The sequence below is a fragment of the Rhodanobacter sp. FW106-HT46G03 genome (genome assembly GCF_058789895.1).
Map to the genome: position 1 here is coordinate 1,102,457 of NZ_JBYTCC010000001.1, position 18,894 is coordinate 1,121,350.

General features: G+C 66.1%; 13 protein-coding genes. 4 read left to right on the forward strand and 9 right to left on the reverse strand.

All coding sequences use genetic code 11. The annotated features are described in order from the left end of the window. Positions 1-13: 13 nt before the first annotated feature. From AC3WP6_RS04650 to AC3WP6_RS04670, 5 genes are all read right to left on the reverse strand, one after another. The gene (locus AC3WP6_RS04650) at positions 14-2,200 is read right to left on the reverse strand and encodes a TonB-dependent receptor family protein (protein ID WP_492626627.1); all 2,187 of its coding nucleotides are present in this window, start codon (positions 2,198-2,200) and stop codon (positions 14-16) included. Positions 2,201-2,261: 61 nt separating this feature from the next. Continuing rightward, a complete protein-coding gene (locus AC3WP6_RS04655) occupies positions 2,262-2,726 on the reverse strand; it encodes a hypothetical protein (protein ID WP_492626628.1) in 465 nt (154 codons plus the stop codon). Positions 2,727-2,916: 190 nt separating this feature from the next. After that, the gene (locus AC3WP6_RS04660; RefSeq protein WP_492626629.1) at positions 2,917-3,501 is read right to left on the reverse strand and encodes a response regulator transcription factor; all 585 of its coding nucleotides are present in this window, start codon (positions 3,499-3,501) and stop codon (positions 2,917-2,919) included. Positions 3,502-3,661: 160 nt separating this feature from the next. Next, positions 3,662-4,984, reverse strand: coding sequence for an ATP-binding protein (locus AC3WP6_RS04665; protein WP_492626630.1), 1,323 nt, complete (start codon positions 4,982-4,984; stop codon positions 3,662-3,664). Positions 4,985-4,989: 5 nt separating this feature from the next. After that, on the reverse strand, positions 4,990-6,591 hold the full coding sequence (locus AC3WP6_RS04670) for a peptide MFS transporter (protein WP_492626631.1): 1,602 nt from the start codon (positions 6,589-6,591) through the stop codon (positions 4,990-4,992). A 346-nt stretch (positions 6,592-6,937) separates the two neighbouring features. Between AC3WP6_RS04670 and AC3WP6_RS04675 the strand changes: the two genes are divergently transcribed. Further along, complete coding sequence (locus AC3WP6_RS04675) at positions 6,938-7,312, forward strand: diacylglycerol kinase (protein ID WP_492626632.1); 375 nt, start codon at positions 6,938-6,940, stop codon at positions 7,310-7,312. Between the two features lie 187 nt (positions 7,313-7,499). On the opposite strand, the gene AC3WP6_RS04680 is transcribed toward AC3WP6_RS04675, so the two are convergent. After that, on the reverse strand, positions 7,500-10,352 hold the full coding sequence (locus tag AC3WP6_RS04680) for a TonB-dependent receptor plug domain-containing protein (RefSeq protein WP_492626633.1): 2,853 nt from the start codon (positions 10,350-10,352) through the stop codon (positions 7,500-7,502). 493 nt (positions 10,353-10,845) lie between these two features. Continuing rightward, the gene (locus tag AC3WP6_RS04685; protein WP_492626634.1) at positions 10,846-12,807 is read right to left on the reverse strand and encodes an alpha/beta hydrolase family protein; all 1,962 of its coding nucleotides are present in this window, start codon (positions 12,805-12,807) and stop codon (positions 10,846-10,848) included. A 230-nt stretch (positions 12,808-13,037) separates the two neighbouring features. On the opposite strand from AC3WP6_RS04685, the gene lgt reads away from it, so the two are divergent. Further along, positions 13,038-13,922, forward strand: coding sequence for a prolipoprotein diacylglyceryl transferase (gene lgt, locus AC3WP6_RS04690; protein ID WP_492628634.1), 885 nt, complete (start codon positions 13,038-13,040; stop codon positions 13,920-13,922). 233 nt (positions 13,923-14,155) lie between these two features. Here the strand turns inward: lgt and nrdR are convergent, their stop codons facing one another. Beyond that, complete coding sequence (nrdR, locus tag AC3WP6_RS04695) at positions 14,156-14,680, reverse strand: transcriptional regulator NrdR (RefSeq protein WP_492626635.1); 525 nt, start codon at positions 14,678-14,680, stop codon at positions 14,156-14,158. Between the two features lie 106 nt (positions 14,681-14,786). Beyond that, positions 14,787-16,040 (reverse strand): serine hydroxymethyltransferase, encoded by a 1,254-nt coding sequence (gene glyA, locus AC3WP6_RS04700; RefSeq protein ID WP_492626636.1) that lies wholly within the window; start codon positions 16,038-16,040, stop codon positions 14,787-14,789. 183 nt (positions 16,041-16,223) lie between these two features. Here glyA and ettA point away from each other — a divergent pair, with 183 nt between their 5' ends. Both ettA and pyrF read left to right on the forward strand, forming a co-directional pair. After that, positions 16,224-17,882: an energy-dependent translational throttle protein EttA gene (gene ettA, locus AC3WP6_RS04705; RefSeq protein WP_492626637.1), complete on the forward strand. Its 1,659-nt coding sequence runs from the start codon at positions 16,224-16,226 to the stop codon at positions 17,880-17,882. Between the two features lie 107 nt (positions 17,883-17,989). Then, positions 17,990-18,802 carry an orotidine-5'-phosphate decarboxylase gene (gene pyrF / locus AC3WP6_RS04710; RefSeq protein WP_492626638.1) on the forward strand — a complete coding sequence of 271 codons (813 nt, stop codon included), beginning with the start codon at positions 17,990-17,992 and terminating at the stop codon, positions 18,800-18,802. Positions 18,803-18,894 lie beyond the last annotated feature (92 nt).

Genomic DNA, 18,894 nt, shown 5'->3' on the forward strand with positions numbered 1-18,894 from the left:
CCTCTGGGCGCGGTCAGTAGTGGTAGGTCGCGCCGACATACAGCGAGCGTGGCGCACCGGGGTTCAAGACGCCGTCAGTGGCGGTGACCCGATCGAATACACCAATGCTGGCGGCGTAGCGGCGGTTGGCGAGGTTGTCGGCCTGGGCGTATAGCTCCCAGCGACCTTGGCGCCAGCCACCGCGCAGGCCGAGCAGCGTGTGGCCGCCAACGCGGTAGCTGTTGGCGAAATCCGCGTAGCGGGTGCCGATGGCGTCGAGCGTGGGGCCGAGGAAATACCCGCCGGCAGTGCGCCACATGAGTTCGGCATGCAACGCGTAGCGCGGTGCCGAGGGCAGGCGATGGTTGCCGTAGTGCGGGTCGTGGCGGAACGAGAAATCGTTCCAGCTGGCGCTGACCAAGGGCTCCAGCCGGGTGCCGTTCGCGAGCGGCAGGCTGGCGCTGGCCTGTGCCTCGATGCCGGCGTGCACGGTGCGCGGCAGGTTCGTGGTGAGGCTGGTGCCGGGCGCGTTCGGGTTGTCGATCGAGAACACTTCATTGCGCAGGCGTTCGAGGTAGCCGGAAACACTCCAGTGCCAGCGTGGGCCGACACCGTGCCCGTCGCTGGCGGCGCGCATGCCCAGCTCGTAGCTCTCGCCGCGCGTGGCTTTGAGGCTGGTGGTAGGGCCGAGATCCATGCGCGCGTTGTCGAGGTCGAACGTGTTGGGTGATTGGTACAGGGTGCCGGCGCTGGCGTAGATCTGGCTGGCGGCGGTGAACTGGTGGATCACGCCCACGCGCGGATTGACGGCGCTGAACCGGTTGGTCTGGTTGCGCGGCGTGCGGTTGCCATGGTCGAAGCCGTCGACTTGGCGATCGATCAGGCGCGTGGTGGTGCCTTGCGCGCCGTACACCAGGGTCCAGCCCGGCGCAACCTGCCAGCGATCCATGGCGAACAGGTTGGCCTGGGTGGTGCGCTTGTTCACCAGCGCCTGCAGCTTGCCGCGGGTGCCGACCTCGTTCGCGTAGTTGCCGCCGCGGTTGGTGGTTTGCGCCAGGTTCACGCCGGCCACGATGTCGTGGTCGCCGGCATGCAGGTGGTAGCGCAGCATGCCGCCGGTGGTGCGTTGGGTGGTGTTGATGAGCAGACTGAAGACGTCCAGCAGCGGCGCATCCGGCGCCGGGCCACCGGGCACGTAGACATCGACGATCGGGTGGTACAACCGCTGCGCTTCGTTCGACACGCCGAACTCGAGCGAGCTGTCGTCGGTAAGGTTCCAGATGCCCTTGAGCGCGAGGCGCGCGGTGGTCACGTTCAACTGGTGATTGCCCAGCGCATAGGCCGGGTCGGCCTGCCACGGATCAGCGTGGAACTCGTCGCGCGTGAGCGCTCCCGGCAATTGCTGGCGATTGTTGATGTACGTGGCGTAGGCGCGCAGTTCGAGGTTTTCCGTGGCTTGCCAGCCGCCGTTGGCGTACAGGCTGTCGCGGTTCTGGTGGCTGTGCCGGCGATAGCCGTCGTGGTGCTTGGCATCCAGCGTGAGCATGCCGTCGTAGTTGCCGGTGACGCCGCCGGTGCTCAGTGTGGCCTCGCCGTTGCCGTGACTGCCGCCGGTGACCGACAGCGTGCGCGGGTCGCTGTTGAGCGCGGTGCGCGAAATGACGTCGATCGCGCCGCCCAGCGTGCTGGCGCCGTAGGTGAGGGCGTTGGCGCCATTGGCGACGATGAGGTTGCTTGCCATCCGCGGGTCGAGCATGCGGTTGTGGTTGTTGCCGTCGGCCGCGGAGACCGGCAGACCGTCCTGCAACAGCGCGACGCCGGCGTTGTCGTACGCAATCGAGTTGAGGTTGGAACCGCGGATGGACAGTGTGAGGTCGTCGCCGCCGGCATTGCTGTTGGCCATCACGCCAGGCACGTAGCGCAGCGCATCGGCAAGGTTGTTGATGGCGCGTCCCTTGAGGCTGGCGCCACTGGTGGCGTACACGCCACCGGGCACCTTGCGCGTGTGGGCGTTGGCGTCGCCACCATCGGTGCCGATCACGTAGACCGGGCCCAGTGTCACCGCCGAGTGCGCGTTGGCGTGGTCGCCCGCGCCTTGTGGCTCGGGGCTGTTCGCAGGCGTGGTGGCGGCGAGGGCGCCGCTGGGCAGCCCGGCAAGCGCCATGGCGACGGCCATGGCAAGCAACGACACACGCGGCGCCGCGCGAAAAGACTTCGACATGGAAAACTCCGAAAGAGATTTGCGTGCGCCACGAGCGACGCGCGCAGGGGTATCCGTACATTCAGAGCAGGGCGGGTGGCCCGCGGGCGCCAAGGCCGCGGTGCAGCCCCGCGGCAAAGTCGAAGTGGCGCGTGGCGCATGTCGGGCGATGGGCTGGTGCGATCGCCAGCAGCGCCACATACAGCGCCAGAGCCAGCATGCTGGCGAGCAGCGGGCAATACGGGCAGGTGCCGTTGTCCGGATGCGGGCCGTTGCCTCCTGGAGGCAACGGATGCCCGACGTGGTCGGCAAGGGCGACGGCCGCCGGCTGGTCCGGCATCGCCATTGCCGCGGTCATCGCCGCATGGCCGGACACCGTCATGGCGTGTGGCATGCCATAGTTGCCGGCACCCAGCACACCGAGCAAGCGGCCGGTGGTCGGCATCACCATCAGCAGCAGCATGGCCGCAAACGCGAGCCCCGTCAGCAGACGGCGCTGCGCATGCCGGCGACAAGCGACGAGGCGTTTCAGCGGACGGCGAAGCATGGGCTCGGTTGCGATGGATGGGGGTGCGGCATCGCCACCGCGGCCGCGCCAGCAGCGGACAGGGTTGCGATGACAGAACGTGTACGCACGCCAACTCCGAGAGTGAACGCGAGAAGGCTAGCAGCGCGGCCGTGAAGGAACAGGTGGCGTGATGTCGCGGCGCGCGCCGACGTGTGCGCGCCAGCGTGGATCAACTTTCGCTGTCGGGCCGCTCGCGCACCGGGTGCTTGCCGAGTTTGCGCTGCAGCGTGCGGCGGTGCATGCCGAGCCGACGTGCGGTTTCGGAGATGTTGCCGTTGCACTCGGTCAGCACGCGCTGGATGTGTTCCCATTCGAGGCGGCGCAGGGCCAGCGGCGCTTCCGGAGCATCCGGCACGTCCTCGTCCTCTTCGCCGTTGTCGCCGTCCAGCAGCACGCGCACCACGGCATCCGCGTCGACCGGCTTGGCGAGGTAATCGTGGGCACCGCGCTTGATCGCCTCCACCGCGGTGGCGATCGAGGCGTAGCCGGTGAGCAGCAGGATGCGCATGCCCGGCACCAGCGTGTGCAATTCGGGGATCAGACGCAGACCGTTTTCCTCGCCGAGTTTCAGATCGAGCACGCAGTACGGCGGGTGGTGGCGGCGTGCGAGCATGCGTGCGTCGCCGAGGTTGGTGGCGGCGATCACCTCAAAGCCGCGCGAGCCGAGTGCACGCGCAAGCACGCGGACGAAAGTGGCGTCGTCGTCGACCAGCAACAGGGTACGCGGCGTGGCGGTGGACAGCGGTTCGGTCATGGGGAAGCGTTCCGGCAGATGGACACCGCATTTTGCCGCATGCGCGCGAAGGCCGCGCGTATCTGGCGGTTTCAGGCTGGTGAGAAGCCATTCGTCTGATGCCGCCGTTGCCGACTGCCGCTGGCGGCGGCACGTCGCGCGAAAGCGGCGGTCGCCCGGCTCAGTGCGGCGAAACCACGTCCAGCGGCAGGCGCAGGCAGACCAGCGCGCCAGCATCGGTGTTGCGCGTGACCAGCTCGCCATTCAACCGCTCGGCGGTGGCCACGGCCAGCGTGAGGCCGATGCCCAACCCGGTCTGCTTGCCGGATGCGCCCAGCTGCGTGTCGTTGTCGGTGGCATTGAAACCGGGGCCGCGGTCGATCACGAAAAATTGCAGCCAGTCGCCGTCGCAATCCGCCTGCAGCAACACTTCGTGCGAGTCGCGCAGGGCGGAGGCGTCGGCGGCGTTGTTCAAGAGGTTGAGCAACGAGTGGCGCAGGCCCGGTGGCACATGCAGCGTCAGGTGGCCGGTGGTGTCGTCCACCTGCACATCGAGCTCGGCCTCCGGGCGCAGCAATTGGAAGCGCTCGGTGCAGCTGTGCAGGAAGTGCGCCACGTCGATCCGTTCCGGTTCCTGCGACAGTTGCGCCTGACCGAACGCCACCATTTCGCGCAGGATGTCGCGGCAACGGTCCACCTGGCCTTCAAGCAAAGCCAGGTCCTCGGCCAGTACCTCGTCGTCGGCATGCTCGCGGCGCAGTTCGGGCAGCAGCGTGCGCATGGTGGACAGTGGCGTGTTGAGCTCGTGTGCGGCGCCGGCGGCCTGGGTGGCAATGGCGAGGATGCCTTCGTCGCGCAGCGCGCGCTCGTGCACACGCTGGGTCGCCAGTTGCTGCCTGCGCAGCGCGCGCGCGAGGCGGTTGATGAAAAAGCCCAGCAACAGCGCGGTGATGACAAAGTTCACGCCCATGCCGATCACGTGCAGCGAGTAGCCGTCGTCGTACTCGCCGTCGAGCACCGGCAGCGGTACGTGCCAGCGCATCAGCACCAGGTAGGCGGTGCCGGCGATCGCGGCCACCGCCAGGATGGCGCGGATCGACAGGGTTGCCGCCGACAGTGCGATCGGCACCAGCAGCAAGGTGACGAACGGGTTGTTCGCGCCGCCGGTGAAGTACAGCAGTACGCCAAGCACCAGCGTATCCACGCCCACGTGCGCGATGGTTTCCGCCTCGCTTACCGGCCAGGCACGCGTGAGCCGCCATGCCGCGAACACCGCGAACGCGGCCAGCACGCCAATGCTGGCCAGCAGTTGCGGCAGCGGCAGGCGTAGGTGCAGCCAGAACGCACTGACCAGCACCGCACCGGTCTGCCCGGCGATGGCGCACAAGCGGAGCCACGCCAGTGCGCGCGCCAGCGCAAACGGGCCGATGCGGTTTTGCAGCGTGCGTCGCGCCGGCGAGCGCCGGGGCAGGGCAGCAGCGTTTGTGCGTGCGGTGCCCGGCATGTGGCTTATTGCTCGCTGGCAACGGCGGGCAGGCCTTCGGCGCCGACCGGCAGTTTGACCTGGCCGTTGGCGTGCGCCGCGTCCAGCTTGCGAATCAGGGGCAAGGCCGCCAGCGCAATCACGGTGCACCCCACGCCCGCGGCGCCGAGCCAGTTAAACAGACTGGTGTAGATCGGCATCATCTGCACCGGGTCGGTAATGGTCGCCGGCACGCTGGCGAACGAGGCGACGATGCCGCCCAGGTACTGCGCCACGCCGGACGCGACGTAGTACGCACCCATCATGAAGCCGCCCATCCGTGCCGGCACATAGCGCGCCACGAAGGCGAGGCCAAGGCCGCTGGTCAGGAGCTCGCCGAGCGAGGCAAAGCCGTAGCCCCACACCATCACCCACGAGCTGGTCTTGCCCGGCGCCACGGCGAAGTGGCCGGCCGCGCCGTAGATGAAAAAGCCCAGTGCCACGGCGAGAAAGCCGAACGCGAACTTCGCCGCGATCGAGAAATCGCGCTTGCGCCGCGCCAGCCGGGTGTAGGTGATGGCGAGGATCGGGCTCAGGATGAAAATCCAGATCGGATTGAACGCCTGGAACTGCGCCGGATCCCAATCCCACAGGTGGATGCCGAACACGTTGAACGCCGGGTCGACGCTGCGCAGCGCGAACAGGTTCAGCGAGGTGGACATCTGCTGGTAGAAGATGAAGAAGAACACCGTCTCGATCACCAGGATCAACGCAATCGCCAGCCCAGGCTTCTCGCGCACGTCGGATTTGCTGATGAGGTAGGCAAAGATGCCCAGCACGCAGGCGCCGGCGACGTACACGAACGCTTTTGCCACGGTGCCGTAGCGCAGGATGATGGTGGACAGAAACACCACCACCATGCCGCCAGCCAGAACGGCGAGGAGCTTCCACAGCTGCATCGGCTTCGCGTCTTCCTCGGTGCCGATGTGGTTCAGCGTGTGCCGCATCACCGCGTAGTTGCCCAGGCCCACCAGCAGACCCACGCTGCACACGGCAAACGCGATGTGCCAGCCGAGTCCGTCACCGAACAGCTTGGCGGCGTTGTCGCCCAGCAGCCAGGTGAGCTGGCCATCGAACGGTGTGTTGAAGTAATTCTTGATGACCGGCGTGGCCAGCATCGACAACGTGGAGCCGATGTTCACCGCCATGTAGTAGTAGGTGAAGGCGCTGTCGATCTTGCTGTCGTCACCCTCGTAGATCTTGCGCACCAGGTTGCCGGCGTTGGCCTTGAACAGCCCGTTGCCGACCACGATCACGCCCAGCGCCACGAACAGGAAATTGGAACTGTGCGCCGGCACCACCATCAGCGCGTAGCCCAGCGCCAGCACGAACGTGCCCAGCAGCATGGTGTGCCGGGTGCCGAAAAACTTGTCGCCTACCCAGCCGCCAATCGCGGGGGAGACGTAGATCAGCGCTGCCGCGGCGCTCCAGGTGAGGTTGGCTGGTGTGTCCTGAAACCCGAGCCGCTGCACCATGTAGTAAATGATGAGCGCCTGCATGCCGTAGTAGCCGAAGCGCTCCCACATCTCGATCAGGAACACCGTGCTGAAAGAGCGCGTCTGTGAAACCGGGTGATTCAGGGTTGCCATGCGTCGTTTCCGTGCCTTGGGAATGCCGCGGCCGCGCAAGCGCGGCCGCCGGGTCGAGGGGCTGAACAAAACCACAACCGGTGAAGGGTAACCGATCGGTCCGCGTGGCTCCGCTGCGGCGCAATATGCGAGGGTGGGATTGGGGATCAGGGATTCGTAACGGCACGGTCGTGCGAGATCGGGCTGGAGCGGCGTTCCTGCAGGTCAGACTTCAGCCCGATGTGCTCCGTGTGGGGAGCGGGATGAACCCGACCTGCAGGTGGTGGACCCATGGAACGCCCAGGACTTGCCGGGCCAATGGCATCATGGCGGCTTCGATCGTGCGTCATTACGGGAACCATCTGCCATGCCGAACAGCGGCTTTCGCGGCAATCCGCAACAACTCTGGAACGCGCTGCGCTGGTCGCTGCGGGGTTTGTGCGCCGGCTGGCGCCATGAGGCCTCGTTCCGCCTCGAAGTGCTGCTTGCCGCTGTGCTGGTACCGCTGGGCCTGTGGCTGGGCGATGGTGCGCTGGAAAAACTGGCGCTCGTCGCCCCAGTTTTTCTCGTGCTTGCCGCCGAACTGCTCAACTCCGCGATCAAGGCCGTGGTCGATCTTGTCAGCCCCGACTTCAACGAACTCGCCGGCCGCGCGAAGGATCTCGGCTCCGCCGCCACCTTCGTGCTGATGGTGCTGACGGGAGGGAGCTGGGTGGTGGTGCTGGGCGCGCGCGCGTTTTAGGAAAGCCTCCTGCGTCTGCAGACATGACGCAGGTGTATCGGCAACCACTCAGGTGGCAAACGCCACCGTCCCGCGCATCGGTGCACTTGATTCGGGGCGAAAAAGGTCGCCGAAGAAAGTGGCGGTAATTAAAAGTGGAGCGGGCCCTTGCGGGCCCGCTCCGTGTACGTACGATTTTTGCTGCCACTCAGAACTTCTGGTTGTACGACAGGAAGTAGTAGCGGTCGATGTCGAACGCCGGCAGGTAGGCGGCGCTGCCGGTGCCGGCGCCGACGACGTTGTAGTAGAACGGCCCCTTCTTGTTGAAGAGGTTGTTCACGCCGACGCTGACCGAGGCATTCCACGGCAGCTTGTAGCCGAAGCGGATGTCGTTGAACGCCACGGCGCCCTTGTTGCTGGCGCCGAAACCGCCGATCCACGGATTGGTGTAGTGCGGTGCGTTGCACTCGGTGGTTGCATCCCAGCAGGTGTCGCGCAAGCCGCTGAAGTAGCGCAGGGTCCAGCCGGCGCTGTAGTTGCCGAGGCTCCAGTCCACGCCCAGGTTGGCGCGCAGGCGGAACAGGCCCTGCATGCCGGAATCCCAGCCGGCCAGCGTCTGGGTCGGGTTGCCCGGACCGGTCTGCAGGTCGTACTTGGTCAGGTAGGTGGTTTCCAGCGACACGGCGAACTGGCCGTACGGCAGCTGCGGCAGGCGGTAGTGGGCGCCGAAGTCGTAGCCTTCGGTCTTGAGCGAGCCCAGGTTGGCCATGCTTTCGTTCAGCGCGGTGATCTTGCCGCTCGCATCACGCGTGAAGCGGTTGCAGAAGGCCGGATCGTTCTGCACGTAGCAGTAGTCGAGGATGTCCGAGGCGACCACCGACGAGATCGTGTTGGCCAGCGTGATGCGGTAGTAGTCCAGCGTGAAGTCCAGGCCCGGCACGTAGTGCGGGCTGTACACCAGGCCCAGGGTGCGGGTGGTCGAGGTTTCCGGCTTGAGGTGCGAGTTGGAACCGGACAGGAACGGCACCGGCGTCTGGCCACCGGCCTTGCTGTCGATCAGCTTGCCCGCCTGATCCACCTGACGGTAGCTGGCCGGCACGCCCGCAGCCGCGCAGGTGGCGGCCACGGTCGGATTGGATGCTGCCGCGCCGTACGCGCTGTCGCATGGGTCGAGGAAGGTCTCGAAGCTCTGGCCGGTGCCGCCGTACAGGTCGGACAGCGTCGGCGCGCGGAAACCTTCCGCGTAGGTGCCGCGCACCAAGAGGTCTTCGAACGGCTTCCAGCGGAAGCTGTACTTGTTGTTGGTGGTGCTGCCGAAGTTGCTGTAGTGCGAGTAGCGGCTGGCGATGTTCACCGCCAGCTCCTGCGCGCCGGTCATGCCTTGCAGGATCGGCACGTCGAGTTCGGCGTAGGCCTCGTTGGTGGTGTATTTGCCGTTGGTCGGCGCACTGGCGAGGTCGGTGGAGTAGCCGGAGGAGGCGAACTGGTCCGGCGTGAACCAGCCGGCGAGGCGGCGGTGCTCGACGCCCACGGCGAGGTTCACAGTGCCGGCCGGCAGGTCGAACACGCCGCCGCTGACGTTGGCGGTGAAGTCGCGCGTGGTGTTCTGCGCCGAGGCCTGCTCGATGCCGAACACGTAGTTGCGCACGGCGTCGGTGGTAGCGGCCGGGCCGGCCAGCAGGTTCCAAGGCGTGCAGCCGTTGGCGCGGTCATCGGCGCTGGCGCAGACGATCTGGCCGTCGACCACGGAGGTCGGGCCGAGCGCCTTCTGCGCGTTGAGCAGGTTCAGGTTGCCGGTGGTGAGCTGGTGGATGCTGGCGTTGGAGTAGCTGTAGTCCGCATCCCAGCTCCACTCCTGGCTGCCGAGCGTGAAGTAGCCCTGCGCGCCGAGGTTGAAGTGCGACATTTTCACGTTGTTGCGGCTGATGCGCGGCACTTCCACCGTGCGGCGGAAGAACTCGACGTCCTGCCCCGGGAACGGGTTGTAGGTGTTCTGGCCGGAGATCACGGTGTACTGGTTCACGCCGCTCTGGAACGGGTAGCCAGCCAACTGCGAGGAGGAGGTGCGTTCGCTGTAGTTGCCCGCCGCGTGCAGCGAGATGTTGTCGGTGAGGTTGTAGCGGTGCTGCACGAACAGGTTCTTCAGGCGCGTCGGCGCGCGGAAGGTCATGTCCTGCTGGGTGTTGTACTTGTCGGCCGTGCTGGTCGGATCGTACAGGTGGTAGTTGGCGAGGTTGCCGGTGTCGGTCGACCCGTGGTTGATGACGTAGTCCTGGCCGGTGGCCGGATCGACCACGCGGCCGTACTGGCCGAGGCCCCAGCCGACGTTGGCGTGGCGCGGGCCGTAGCTGGTGCGCGTGAGGTCGCGCTCGCGGTCCCACATGGCGTCGGTGTTCTGGTAGCTGGCGGTGAACACCGTGTCGGACTTGTCGGTGTGGCTGCCGAAGGTCAGGTCATACGCCTGCTGCTGGCCGTCGCCTTTCTGGTTTTCGCCGTACTGCACGTTGGCTTCCGCGCCGTTGAAGTGGTCGCGGGTGATGATGTTGACCACGCCGCCGATGGCGTCGGAGCCGTAGATCGACGAGGCGCCGTCCTTCAGTACCTCGATGCGCTCGATGATCGAGGTCGGGATGGTCGACAGGTCGGTCAGGCCGTCGATATCGGTGCTCCAGCGCCGGCCGTTGACCAGCACCAGCGTGCGCTGCGAACCCAGGTTGCGCAGGCTGGTGTAGGTGCCGCCCACGGCCGGGCCGGAGGACAGCGTGTCCTGCGCGGTGAGGTCGGGGGTGTTGGTGGAAACCATGCGCTGCAGCACAGCGCTGACGTTGGTCAGGCCAGTGGCGGCGATCTGTTCACGGCTCAGCGCGACGACCGGCTGCGCGGTCTCCACGTCCACGCTGCGGATGCGCGAACCGGTGACGGTAACGGTATCCAGCGTCTTTGCCTTCGCCGGTGCGGCGGTGTCATTGCCCTGGGCGGTGGTGTCCTGCGCAGTGGCCGACCACGCGGTCAGCACCAACGCGGCTGCAATGGCCGAAGCCAGCAGTGTCTTGTTTTTCATTATGGGGAAAACTCCGAGCACAAACGTCCCGTGCTGCCGGCGCCGAGCGGCGGCAGGTGGGATCTTGGGAACGGTGCGCCGTGCCTGGGGAGGGCTGGCGCACCACGGCATCGTCAGGCTTGGGGGAGAGACGATGTGGCGGCGACCTTAAGCAAATCTTTGCAATTGCGCAAGGGATTGACGACGCGGTTTTTCGGGCGGAGTCCCGAGTCCGAAAGCTTGCGACGAGCGGGAAATTGGAGGTCGAAAATGGAGGATGGGGAGAGCGTTTGCCGTGGCCGTGATGGGGGATGCGGGAGGCGGTAAAACCGCTCGCGGCAAGCAATGGAACTTCTGTAGGTCAGGCTTCAGCCCGACGAGCCTGGAGGTGGGATTCGGGCTCCGGGATTTGGTAGAGCCCGTGGCAAGCAGCGTGACTTCCGTGGGTCGGGCTTCGGCCCGACCGCGCCGCCAAGACCCGGTCGGGATGAAGTCCGATCCACGAAGCCACGGATCACGGTGCTGCGGCGCCCTTGCCGATGTACTTGGCGAGAAACGCCTGCATCGTGTCCAGTCGCTCGATGTTGTTGGCTTCATTGTAGAAGCCGTGGCCCTCGTCGGATTTTGCCAGCCACTCGTACGGCTTGTGCGCGGCGTCGAGCGCGGCCCGCATCGCCTTGGCTTGCGCGAACGGCGCGCGCTGGTCGGCCTTGCCGTGGATCAGCAGTACCGGCACGCCGATCTGGCTGGCGAGCCGGTCGGGCGAGTTGGCGGCGAGCGCGGCGTCATCCTTGCCGATCACGGTGGTGAGATAGCTGCGGCCCGCAGCGCGCTCACGAATGTCGCCTTTCTCGTACATCATCGGCAGGTCGTAGATGCCGGCATAGCCGATCGCGCATTTGAACAGCTGCGGTGCGCGGATCACCGACATCAGCGCGGAGTAACCGCCGAAGCTGCCGCCGTACACGCACACGCGGGCCGGATCGGCATAGTGCTGCGCTTCGGCCCACTGCACGCCGTCGATCAGATCCTGCTGGATGCGGGTGCCCCACTTGAGGTAACCCGCCTGCTCGAAATTCACGCCGCGGCCGCCGGAGCCGCGGTAGTTGACCTGCAGCACCAGGTAACCGCGGTTGGCAAGGAATTGGGCGTCGGCATCGAACCCCCAGGTGTCGCTCGGCCCGTGCGGGCCGCCGTGCGGCAGCAGCACCATCGGCAGGTCGTGCATGGCGACACCGTTCGGCACCGTGAGGATGGCTTCGAGTTCCAGCCCGTCGTCGGCCCTGAACCGCATGGGTATGCGCTCAGCCATTTGTGCCGGGTTGATCCACGGCGCGGCGGCGAACAGCTTGCGCACTTTGTAATGGTCGGTATCGATCAGGTAATAGGTGCCGGGGTCGCGGTCGCTGTCCACGCTGAACAGGAGCTCCTTGCCGTCCTCGCTGAAGTCGATGAAGTCGACGGACTCGCCGGGAAACTTCTGGCTGATCGCCATGTGCAACTTTGCCGCCGGCAAGTTCGGTGCGGTGTAGATCGGTTGCGGAGTGCCGGTGGCGGGGGTGACGGCAAATGGCTGGCGCGGTGGTGCCGTCCATTGTGTGTCGTGCACGTTGCCGAAGGCGTCTTTTGCCAGCACCGAGCGGTCATTGCCATCGGGCAACTGTTCGACCAACTCGGTGGGGCCGCCGTTCTGGCCGACCATGGCGTAGATGTGCCGACCATCCGGCGCGGTGGCGAACGGCGCGAAGAATTTGCCGGTCTGGGCCGGGTCGAGCTTGGCCCAGTGGTTGCCGAGGTTGCGATAGGCCACGTGTTCGGAGTGGTCGTCGGTGCCGAACGCGAATTGCGCCTTGCCGTCTGGCGTGACCAGGAAGCTCATGCCGCCGACGCCGATCTCGGCGATCAGGCGCCGCGCGTTTTTCACCGCGTCGACGTCGTACAGCACGCTTTGGCCGTCGCGGTTCCAGGTGGCGGCATCGAGATAGAAATGGCCGTTGGCCGTGGGCGGCAGGCTGGCGACGGTACCGAAGCCGTGGTCGGCCTGCCGCGTGTCGCCGCGGCTGCCGAGTCCCGACTGGTAGCCGTAGAGGTAATCCTGATGGGTGCCGTCCACATCGGTGGCGAGGATCTCGCCGGTGCGCATCGGTGCATCGAGCGAGCCGAACTGCTTGGCTTTTTCCACCACCAGTCGGGTCGCGCTGACCCAGGCAACGTCGGCGGGCAGTTCGTATTTGGGCAGGCGCAACATGCTCACCGGCTTGCTCATGTCGGCGACGCGGAAAATCACCAGCGCGTGGTTGTCGCCATCGTCGGAACGCACGGCAATGTACTGGCCATCCGGCGACAGCCGCGGCATCGACAGGTTGGCGTGCCGCGCGAAATCCGCGACGGGGACTGGTTCGACGGCAAGCGTGATGGTCGGCATCGACAGGCACGCCGCGATCAGCGCGACACGCACGGTGTACGAGAATTTCATCCGTGTTTCCCCCTGGTTGGGCAGCCGCGGCAGATACCCCCCAGTACCGGTGCGCGCGGTGCGTGGTGCAGTGTAACCGGCAGTCGCCGGTACGGCGCAATGACGTGCGATTACCTCGCGCAAGCCCTTGCGCGGCATCCTGATCGGTATCGCGGCAGGTTGTCGCCGGCTTGCGTTGGTGCCGCCCACACGCATAGCCTTGGCGTTTCGGTTTTCGCGTACCCATGTCCATGTTGCAGCCTTTCGTCGACGCGATTGACCCCGTCGCTTTCCATCTTGGCCCGGTGCAGGTGCATTGGTACGGGCTCATGTATCTCGCCGGCTTTTTCGCCGCCGTGTTCCTCGGCGAATACCGCCGCCGCAAGGGGCGGCTGCCGGTGGGGCGCGAGGCGGTGAGCGACCTGTTTTTCTACGCGATGATGGGCGTCATCGTTGGCGGCCGCGTGGGCTACATGCTGTTTTATTACGCCGGCGGCCTGCGCTGGATCTGGACCGATCCGCTCGCTTTGTTCCGCGTCTGGGACGGCGGCATGAGTTTCCACGGCGGCCTGCTGGGCGTGCTTGCGGTCGGCCTGTGGTGGTCGCGGCGGCACCTGCTGCACTTTTTCGACACCGTGGATTTCGTGGCGCCGATGGTGCCGATCGGTCTTGGCCTCGGGCGCCTCGGCAACTTCATCAATGGCGAGCTGTGGGGCAAGCCGACCACGCTGCCGTGGGGCATGATCTTCCCCGGGGCGCACGGCGAGGACGTGGCCTACGCTGCCGCACACCCGGCGCTGCAAGCACAACTTGCGCAGTGGGGCGGGTTGGTGCGCCACCCATCGCAGCTGTACGAAATGCTGCTCGAAGGCGTGGTCTTGTTCGCCGTGCTGTGGGTGGTGTCGCTGAAACCGCGCCGGCGGTATCTCGTTTCCGGTCTGTTCGCGCTGCTCTACGGGTGCTTTCGCTTCGCCATCGAATTCGTGCGCCTGCCCGACGTCCAGCTGGGCTACCTCGCCTTTGGCTGGGTGACCATGGGCCAGATCCTCTCGTTGCCGCTGATCGCCGTGGGCCTGTGGCTGCTGTGGCTCTCCCGTCGCGCCCCGGTGCCGCCGCTGGCGGAGCAGGCGGCGTAACAGCTGCCCTCGCGACTTGCCACCTCAGCCCAAACGGCTGGGGCGGCTTCGAGGCGCCACGTCGTCGGTTTCCTGCTGGAAGCTTGTGGGGGTGAATCCCGACCCACGGTGGCACAGGCGCGGTTTCGTGGGGCGGGCTTCAGCCCGCCGGTTTCTCGCGCGCCGCTGCGTGCGGCGGATCGAAACCGGTTCCACGCGATCAATGGTGTTATGCCGCCCGTGCCAGGGCGGAGTCAGCTTTTCGACCGACGCGGCGGCGCGGCGGCGCCACCGAGCAGCGAGAGCTGCAGGCGTTCGAGCTCGGGCGGGTCGCGTTCGAGTTTTTCGATCTCCTCGCGAAACGCCTGCACGTCCTCGAACTTGCGATACACCGAGGCGAAGCGCACGTAGGCCACCTGGTCGAGTTTCTTCAGCTCGCGCATCACCAGCTCGCCGATCTGGCGCGACGGCAGCTCGCGCTCGCCGCTCTTGCGCAGGTCCTTGATGACCTCGTGCACGGCGTTGTCCACATCGCTGCTCGCCACCGGGCGCTTCTGCAGCGCGCGCTCGAAACTCGTGCGCAACTTGCGCTCGTCAAACGATTCGCGCCGCTCGCCGCTCTTCACGATCGTCGGCAGCTTGAGCTCCGCCGTCTCGAAGGTATTGAAGCGCTCCCCGCACGCCGGACACTCGCGCCTTCGCCGCACGGTGGAACCGTCCTCGGTGAGCCGCGAGTCGATCACGCGGGTGTCTTCGTGCTGGCAGAAGGGACAATGCATTTGGGGGCGGGATTCGGGATGGGGGATTCGGGATTCGAAAGAGCCGTGGACTCGCGGGGTTCAGGCTTTGCCAAATCCCCCATCCCGTATCCCGAATCCCGGCTCCTCAGCCATACACCGGGAATTTCCTGCACTGGGCGACGACTTTCTCGCGCACGGTAGCAAGGACGGTTTCGTTCTCCATGTCGTCGAGCACGTCGCAGATCCAGCCGGCGAGTTCGATGCAGTCGGCTTCCTTGTAGCCGCGGGTGGTGACGGCCGGGGTGCCGACGCGCAGGCCGGAGGTGACGAACGGCTTTTGCGGGTCGTTCGGCACGGCGTTCTTGTTGACCGTGATGTGCGCCTTGCCCAGTGCCGCTTCGGCCGCCTTGCCGGTGAGGCCCTTGGCGATCAGGTCGATCAGCATGAGGTGATCCTCGGTGCCGCCGGAAACGATCTTGTAGCCGCGCGCCATGATCGTCTTCGCCATTGCCTTGGCGTTCTTCGCCACCTGCTGCTGGTAGGTCTTGAACGCTGGCTCCAGCGCTTCCTTGAAGGCCACCGCCTTGGCGGCGATGACGTGCATCAGCGGGCCGCCCTGGATGCCGGGGAACACGATGGATTGCAGTTTCTTCTCGATCTCCTCGCCGGCGCCCTTGGCGAGGATCACGCCGCCGCGCGGGCCGCGCAGGGTCTTGTGGGTGGTGGTGGTGACCACGTGCGCATGCGGCAGCGGGCTCGGGTAGACGCCGGCGGCCACGAGGCCGGCAACGTGCGCCATGTCCACGAACAGGAAAGCCCCGACCTTGTCGGCAATGGCGCGGAAGCGTGCCCAGTCCATCACCTGCGAATAGGCAGAGAACCCGGCCACGATCATCTTCGGCTTGTTTTCCACCGCAAGGCGCTCGACCTCGTCGTAGTCCACCAGGCCTTCGGCGTTGACGCCGTACTGCACCGAGTGGAACAGCTTGCCGGAAACGTTGACCTTCGCGCCGTGGGTGAGGTGGCCACCGTGCGCGAGGCTCATGCCGAGGATGGTGTCGCCCGGCTGCAGCAGCGCGAGATACACCGCCTGATTGGCCTGCGAGCCGGAATGCGGCTGCACATTGGCGTAGTCGCAGTCGAACAGCTTCTTCACTCGCTCGATCGCCAAGCGCTCGGCCACGTCCACGTACTGGCAACCACCGTAGTAGCGGTGGCCGGGGTAGCCTTCGGCGTACTTGTTGGTGAGCTTGGAGCCCTGCGCCTCCATCACCGCCGGACTCGCGTAGTTTTCCGAGGCGATCAGCTCGACATGGTCTTCCTGACGGCGGCCCTCGTCGGCGATGGCCTGGGCCAGTTCAGGGTCGTAGCTGGCAAGCGTGACGTCCTTCGGAAACATGCTGACCTCGGTCGGGTGGTGGAAAAGCAGGATTCGAAAGTGTAGCGCCCGCGTGCGCGGGCGACCACCGAACCCGGCGTGTTGCCGGCACATACGGCCACGAACGTGGCGCGATCACGCTACAATGCCCGGCTTTGCGGTCGCATCGTCTGACCGCTCCGCCCCTGCCTTGTCGGAGCCGCCATGCAGTACATCTACACCATGAACGGGGTGAGCAAGATCGTCCCCCCGAAGAAACAGATCATCAAGGACATCTCGCTGTCGTTTTTCCCCGGCGCCAAGATCGGCCTGCTGGGCCTGAACGGCGCCGGCAAATCCACCGTGCTGCGCATCATGGCCGGCGTGGATACCGATTTTCAGGGCGAGGCGCGCCCGCAGCCGGGCATCAAGGTGGGTTACCTCGCGCAGGAGCCGCAGCTCGACCCGGACAAGACCGTGCGCGAGTCGGTCGAGGAAGGCGTGGTCGAGATCCTCGACGCCAAGAAGCGGCTGGAAGAGGTGTACGCCGCCTACGCCGAGGAAGGCGCCGATTTCGACAAGCTGGCGGAAGAACAGAGCAAGCTGGAAAACTTCCTGGCCGCGAACGACGCCGACGCGCTCGACCGCCAGCTCGAAGTGGCCGCTGATGCGCTGCGCCTGCCGCCGTGGGACGCGAAGACCGGCCCGCTCTCCGGCGGCGAGAAGCGCCGCGTGGCGCTGTGCCGCCTGCTGCTGTCCAAGCCCGACATGCTGCTGCTCGACGAGCCGACCAACCATCTCGACGCCGAGTCGGTGGACTGGCTGGAGCAGTTCCTGCACGACTACCCCGGCACCGTCGTCGCCGTCACCCACGACCGCTATTTCCTCGAGCACGCGGCGGAGTGGATCCTCGAACTCGACCGCGGTCGCGGCATCCCGTGGAAGGGCAACTACACCGAGTGGCTGGAGCAGAAAGACGCGCGCCTGAAGCAGGAAGCCAACCAGGAGAAATCACGCCAGAAGGCGATCGAGAAGGAACTCGAATGGGCGCGCTCGGCCTCGAAGGGCCGCCAGTCCAAGGGCAAGGCGCGCCTGAAGCATCTGGACGAACTGAATTCGGTCGACTACCAGAAGCGCAACGAAACCAACGAGATCTTCATCCCGCCGGGCGAGCGCCTGGGCACCGAGGTGATCGAGTTCAAGAACGTCTCCAAGGCGTTTGGCGACCGCCTCTTGATCGATGATCTGTCGTTCAAGGTTCCGGCCGGCGCCATCGTCGGCGTGATCGGCCCGAACGGCGCCGGCAAGTCGACCATGATGAAAATGATCACCGGCGTCGAACAGCCGGATTCCGGCGAGGTGAAGCTCGGCCACACGGTGAAGCTCGCCTACGTCGACCAGTCGCGCAGCGCGCTCAACCCCAAGAACAACGTGTGGCAGGAGGTTTCCGACGGGCTGGACATCCTCACCATCGGCAACTTCGAGATCCAGTCGCGCGCCTACATCGGCCGCTTCAACTTCAAGGGCACCGACCAGCAGAAGATCGTCGGCAACCTCTCCGGTGGCGAGCGCGGCCGCCTGCACATGGCCAAGACGCTGCTGCAGGGCGGCAACGTGCTGCTGCTCGACGAGCCGTCCAACGACCTCGACGTGGAAACCCTGCGCGCGCTGGAAGACGCACTGCTGGAATTCCCCGGCTGCGCCATCGTCATCAGCCACGACCGCTGGTTCCTCGACCGCATCGCCACCCATATCATTGCCTTCGAGGGCGATTCCCACGTGGAATTCTTCCCCGGCAACTACAACGAGTACGAGGCGGACAAGAAGCGCCGACTGGGCGATGAGTCGGGGCCGACGCGGGTGCGGTACAAGAAGTTGGCCTGAAAGCCGGGATTCGGGATGCGGAATTGGGGATGCGGCAGGGCGAAAAGCTCGCGGGTCGCCGCTTTGTCCAATCTCGAATCCCGCATCCCGAATCCCGAGGTTTTCCAATGCACTTCATGCAATCCCTGCAGCACGCGTGGCAGCGCAACCACTCGCTGGTGTGCGTGGGGCTGGATCCTGATCCGGCAAAGTTCCCGGTGCACCTCGCAGGCAAGCCGGAGGCGGTGTTCGACTTCTGCGCCGCGATCGTCGACGCCACCGCCGATCTGGTGTGCGCGTTCAAGCCGCAGATTGCGCACTTTGCCGCCTTGCGTGCCGAAGGCGTGCTGGAACGGCTGATTGCGCACATCCACGAAAAACACCCCGGGGTGCCGGTGATCCTGGACGCGAAGCGCGGCGACATCGGTTCGACCGCACAGCGCTATGCGATCGAGGCGTTCGAGCGGTACGGCGCCGATGCGGTCACCGCCAACCCGTATCTCGGGTACGACTCCATCGCACCGTTTCTCGAGCACGCGGACAAGGGCGTGGTGCTCCTGTGCCGCACCTCGAACCCGGGCGGCGCGGATTTCCAGGCGCTGGATTGCGGTGGCGCGCCGCTCTACCTGCGCGTGGCGGAAACCATCGCGGCGAAATGGGACGCGCACGGCAACTGCCTGCTGGTGACCGGAGCGACCTGGCCGGAGGAACTGGGCAAGGTGCGCGCCGTGGCGGGCGACATGCCGCTCCTGGTGCCCGGCATCGGCGCGCAAGGCGGCGACGTGGCCGCCGTGCTGCACCACGGCCTTACAACCAACGGCACCGGCCTAGTCATCAGCTCCTCGCGCGCCATCCTCTACGCCGGTCACGGCGAGGATTTCGCGCAAGCCGCGCGCACCGCCACCACGCAACTGCGCGACGCCATCAACGCGCACCGCTGAATTTTGGCGCCCGCGTGTCGGGTTGAAGCCCGACACAGGTTTCGCCAGCGACGCGGTTTCGGTACGTGCGGCATCTGTCGGGCTGAAGCCCG